The organism is Rhodococcus sp. MPR-R1B, from assembly GCF_058793255.1.
The window spans coordinates 1-6,123 of the sequence record NZ_JBXAFO010000063.1 but is presented as its reverse complement, the minus strand read 5'-3'; the positions used below and the strand labels follow the sequence as shown (position 1 = coordinate 6,123).

Below are 6,123 nucleotides of genomic sequence, written 5' to 3'. Positions count from 1 at the left end.
ACCGACACACCCGCAACCTCACGAGCCGTGTCATTCCACCCCTCGAGCACCAACGAACGCTCAACAGAATCCAAAATATCAACGTCACCAACACGCACCGAAGGATCGGTGGCTACGGAGGAGAGCAGTCGAAGAACTCTGTCCAGCAACGCAGTTGCGTAGTCGGCATCGAAGAAGTCCGGTAGGTACCGCAGCGTCAAGTGCAACTGCTCGTCGAGTGCGATCAGCAGGGTCAACGGGTAGTTCGTGGAATCGTCCGAGGCGATGTCGTCGATCATCATTCCGTCGAGAACATCCGCCTGTGCGGCGAGGCCCTCACGGTCGACCGGGTACGACTCGAATACAACCAACGTGTCGAACAGTGTTCCGACGTCCGCTGCTTTCTGGACATCGGTCAAACCGAGATAGTGATGATCAAGCATTCTCGCCTGCTCGATCTGGACCCTGGCAACCAATTCTTCGACGGACTCCGCGGCGTCGAGGCGCACCCGCACGGGGAGGGTGTTGATGAACAACCCGACCATCGATTCGACGCCGGTGAGCGCCGGTGGCCGGCCGGACACTGTTGCACCGAAGACAACGTCGTCGGTTCCGGTCAACGCACCGAGCAGGACCGCCCACGCGCTCTGCACGATCGTGTTGGCGGTGACCCCGAGTCGTGCGGCCAGAGCGGTGAGCGCCGCGGTTGTCTCCGACGACATCGACACGTTCAGCTTCTGTGACAGCGCGGTGAATTCCTGTCCGCCTGTGACCTGAGCAAGCAGCGTCGGCTCTTCGACGCCGGAAAGCACATCCGCCCAGGCTGTGAGTGATCGATCACGATCCTGATCGACAAGCCACGCCAGGTAATTGCGATAGGTACGCACACGCGGAAGAACCGAGTCGTCACCACGCGTCGCGTACAGCGCCAACAGGTTCTGCAAGAGCAGTGGCACCGACCAACCGTCGAGAATAATGTGGTGATTCGCCACCACCAAGCGATAGTCCCCCTCCGCCATGGTGACGAAGGTGAACCGAATCAACGGCGGTGACGCCATGTCGAAGTGTGTCGCCTGGTCAGCCGTCAAAACTTCGTTCAGAGCTGCCTCACGGTCGACGGCCGCAATATCGCTGAGATCGATGTTCCGCCACGGGACTGGAACGTCTTCGAGGACTATCTGGACCGGCGTTCCGTCGTCGTCGGCCGTGAATGCCGTTCGCAGGTTCGCATAACGGTCGATGATTCCCTGTGCTGCAGTGCGCAAGCGGCCGGCATCCACCTTCCCGGACAGAGTGAGAATCATCTGCACCGAGTAGAGGTCGACGCTGGATTCTGCCAACATCGCGTGGAAGAGCAAACCGGACTGCAGCGGTGCCAGGGGCCAGATGTCGGTCACCGTACCGAATCGATTCTCGAAGCCGTCGATATCTCGTTGGCTCACGGAGACAAGCGGCACGTCGGACGGTGTGAGTCCACCGGCTCCGACGGAGCGAGAATGCTCCGCCAGGGCAGTCAGTGCTTCGACCCAAATCTGTGCAAATGTCTCGACACTCTCGCCGTCGATGGCACCGACGGGGTATGCGAAAGAGGCCTCCAGAACAGCACCGTCTGCGCCGTCGTTGACGATCGCATTGATGTCGACGACCTTGTTTGCGGGCATGTCGACGTCTTCGGGTGCCGACACGTTGGCGAAATCGCCGGCCGGCAGCCACCCGAGTCCCTCGACGCCTGCCGGAAGATCCTCGGCGACAACTCGTCCCAGGTAGTTGAAGCTGACCTGTCCCCCGGCGAAGCGAGAAAGCACTGCGCGCGTGTCTTCGTTCAGGTAGCGCAGCAGTCCGTACCCGACGCCCTTGTCCGGGATCGCCAGCAGCTGTTCCTTCACTGCTTTGATCGCGCGTCCCGCCGAATCACCTCCGGCGAAAGCGTCACCCAGATCTACCTCGGAAAGATCGAGACTGATCGGGAAGGCAGCGGTGAACCAGCCAACGGTCCTTGACAGATCCGCGCCAGGAATCACGGCTTCTTCGCGACCGTGGCCCTCGAGTTGCAGCAAAGCAGACGTCGAGTCGATTCCGGCTCGGCGACGCCACTCGATCAGCGCGAGTGCCAGTCCAGCGAGCAGGCCGTCGTTGGCGCCGCCGTTGAAAACCTCCGGCAGCGTGGTCAACAGAGTCTCCGTCACCTGAGTGGGGACCGTCACGCTTATCCGCTGAACCGTTGCCGCAACGTCGACGGCAGAGTCGTACGCCCTCTTACCCAGCACCGGGTCCGGTGTCTGCAACACCTTCCGCCACGTATCCAGCTCGGCCACACGCGAATCCCGATGGGCCTCTTCGGACAAAGCATGAGCCCAGCGTCGCATCGACGTACCGGTCGGCTCGAGAGCAACATCCCCCGTCGCTCCGCTCGCCCCGGCCATCTGAGCCGCAGCCGACACCAGATCCGGAACGATGATTCGCCAGGAAACCCCGTCGACGATCAGGTGATGTGCAGCGATGATCAAGCGCCCGGTGCGAGTGGGACCGAAGTCGACCCACACGAACTGAACCATTACGCCGTCCGCCGGATTCAACCGGCCGAGAGCCTCGTCGAGGCCCTTGGAAGCCGTGAGAACAATTGTCGACTCGTCCGCAGCCGCGTCGACATCGACGCGGCTGAGCAGATCCTCGACGTCCACGGTTCCGGGCTCGGAGACCGACATCCCCCATCCGCGACCGTCGGAGATCAGCCGCGAGCGGAACATGTCGTGGTGGTCGACGACTGCGGCGAGTGTTCGCACGATGTCGGCTCGCTGCACTCCGAGTGGAAGCTCGAGAGTCATCGTCTGTGTGAATCGGTTGTAGCTGCCACCGCGCTCGACCATGAATCGTTCGATCGGCGTCAACGGCATCCAGCCGACTCCACCGCCCGGCAACTCCTCGAGCACCACCGCGGCCTCGACGTCGGCGGCATACTTCGCCACTTCGGCCAATGCCGCGACAGTCTTGCTCTCGAAAACGTCACTGGGTGCGAATACGACCCCACGTGCCTTCGCACGAGAGACGAGTTGGATGGACATGATCGAGTCGCCGCCCTGAGCGAAGAACGAGTCGTCGGTGCCGATGCGATCCAGGCCGAGAACGTCCGCGAAGATCTCGCTCAGGATTTGTTCCATCTCGGTGACCGGGGCGCGGAATTCCTTGGTCTCGAAAACCGGTGCTGGGAGCGCTTTTCGGTCCAGCTTGCCTGCCGGACTGAGCGGCATGTCCGAGGAGACCATGACCGAAGCCGGAACCATATGGGCCGGAAGGGTTCTGGAGACGAATTCGATCAATTCCGCCGAAGTGACCGAAGCGTGCTTTCCGGTGAACACGTACGACACCAGCGCCGGGGCACCCGACGGCAGGGTCGTACCCATCGTCGCAGCGAACTCGACCTCGGGGTGTGCCGTCAGCGATGCATCGATTTCGCCCAGTTCGATACGGAAACCGCGAATCTTGACCTGGAAATCGTTGCGGCCCACGTATTCCACGGCGTAGGTGGAGGGTGCCGTTCCAGCGACCCAGCGCACCACGTCACCGGTTCGGTACATTCGCTCGCCCGGATTACCGTGCGGGTTTGCCACGAATCGATCGGCACTCAAGCCTGGACGACGATGATAGCCGCGGGTCACCTGAGGACCGGACAGATACAGCTCGCCCGAGACTCCCAGTGGAACTGGATTGAGTCGTGTGTCCAGGACGAATGCTGCCATGTCACCGATCGTGGCGCCGATGTCCATTCGGTCACCGGGCAGAAGCGGAACGCTGACGTTCGTCACGATCGTCGTCTCGGTCGGGCCGTAGACATTCAAGAATGTCCTGGGAGCCGAAGCCGACGCGGCCGATCCGTCCCCTGTCGTCCACTTGCTGATCAGTTCCGGCGAATACGCTTCGCCACCCACGCCTACCACCGTCAGGTCGTCCAGGCCGCTCGGGTCCATCGACGCCAGGGCAGCGGGTGTGATGAACGCATGCGTGACTCGTTCGCTACGGAACACCTCAGCCAGTTCGTCGCCGCCGTACACGCCAGGCGGGACGATGACCATCGTCGCGCCGGTGGCCACCGCGAGGAACAACTCGAGCATCGACGCGTCGAAACTCGGTGACGCGAAGTGCAATGTCCGCGAGGTGGGCTTCACGAGGTAATGCGCGGCCTGCGTGACACTGAAGCTCGCCAGTCCCGCGTTGGTCGCGACAACGCCCTTCGGCAGTCCTGTCGTGCCGGAGGTGTAGATGACCCAAGCCGGATGAGCAGTCGTCAGTGCACGGACACGTTCCTCGGCATCTATTGGCGCTCCGGACACTCCGGCGATCATCTGTTCGCCGAGCGGTCCGTCCACGACCAACCACTCGACGTCGTCGGCGAGATTCGGACGTTCGACGTCGAGGGTCAGGCCAACCTTCGCACCCGAGTCGCTGAGCATGTGCGCGATACGGTCTGCCGGATAGTGCGGATCGATCGGAACGACCGCTGCCCCGGTCTTCGACACTGCCCAGACCGCGAGTACCGATTCGACGGATCTCGGAATCGACACCGCCACAAGATCTTCAGCCCCGAGACCACGGTTGATCAAAACGCGGGCCAGCCTCGACGACCACTCGTCGACCTCGCGATACGTCATGGACCTACCGGCCGCGGCCTGCGCCGTGCCGGGGTAGCGCAAAGCGACGTTGTCCGGGTAGCGCGCAGCAGCGTCGGCAAGAATCTCGGCCAACGGCGCCTGCGCTACTCCTGACGAAGCCCTTTGACTCGTCAGAACCTCACGCTCGGACGCGTCGAGGATTTCGATGTCACCCACTGAAGTTGCGGGGTCCGTCGCAATTCCGTTCAGAATGCGCATCAATCGTGCGGCGAATCCGCGGACGGTCGATTCGTCGAACAGATCCGTCGCGTACGTGAACGTCGCCGACAGCCCTTCTGATACCTCACTGATCGTAAGCTGCAGGTCGAACTTGGCCACGGTCTCGTCGATTTCGAACTCGGCCGCCGTCAGACCGGGCAGAGCCAACGAGTTCTGCCCCAGGTTCTGAAATGCCAATGCCACCTGGAACAGCGGGTGATGTGCCCTCGACCGAACGGGATCCAGCACTTCCACGAGCCGCTCGAACGGAAGGTCCGAGTGCGCGAACGCCTGAAGGTCGGTTTCCCGAGCCGAGGCCAGAAGTGTTGTGAACGCCGCCGAAGGATCAACCTCGGTACGCAAAACCAGGGTGTTGACGAACATTCCGATCAAATCGTCGAGTTCGGATTCACCTCGCCCGGCCATCGGTGCACCGATGTTGATGTCCGTTGTTCCCGACAGACGAGCGAGAAGCGACGCCAGAGCCGCATGGACCACCATGAACATCGACGCATTGTGTTCCCGGCCCACGCTGATCAGCCGCTCATGCAATTCCTGACCGATCGAGAATTCGAATGTCGCTCCCTGACCGGAGAATACCGCCGGCCGAGCCCGATCCCCCGGAAGATTCAACTGTTCGGGCACGCCGTCCAGTGCTTGCGCCCAGTAAGTGATCTGTTGCGCGATGACGGACTGCGGATCGTCCTCGGACCCGAGAACCTCACGCTGCCACAACGAATAGTCGGCGTACTGCACCGGCAACGGCGTCCAGGTCGGAGCCTGGCCGTTGGTTCGGGCGTAGTAGGCGGTCATGACGTCGCGGGTCAACGGGCCCATCGAGAAACCGTCGGTCGAGATGTGATGCACCACGAATACCAGAACGTGCTCGTCGGCCTTGATCTGGAAAAGCTTGGCGCGCAACGGCACCTCGGCCGTCACGTCGAAGCCTGCCGCTACGAAGTTCGTTACCTCGGAAACGATCTCCGAATCCGAGACCGAGGTTGCAGCGAGGTTCACGTCGACATCAGCCGGTGCAACGATCTTCTGGTAGCCGACGCCGTCGACCTCGGGGTAGACCGTGCGCAGAACCTCGTGACGGCCGATAACGTCGGCGACCGCTTGCTCCAGCCCCAAGACGTCCAGTTCTCCGGTGAGAGTTATCGCAACCGGGACGTTGTTCCCTGCCGAGCTCGTATCCAACTGGTTGAGGAACCACATGCGCTGCTGCGCCAACGACAACGGAACCCGAACCGGACGCACCTGCGCAGTCAACGCCGCA

The 6,123-nt window shown here is 62.1% G+C and carries 1 protein-coding gene; it reads right to left on the bottom strand.

The window, feature by feature from the left end:
- On the bottom strand, positions 1-6,123 hold a 6,123-nt coding region (locus AC1Q61_RS32520), incomplete at both ends, for an amino acid adenylation domain-containing protein (protein ID WP_492654930.1).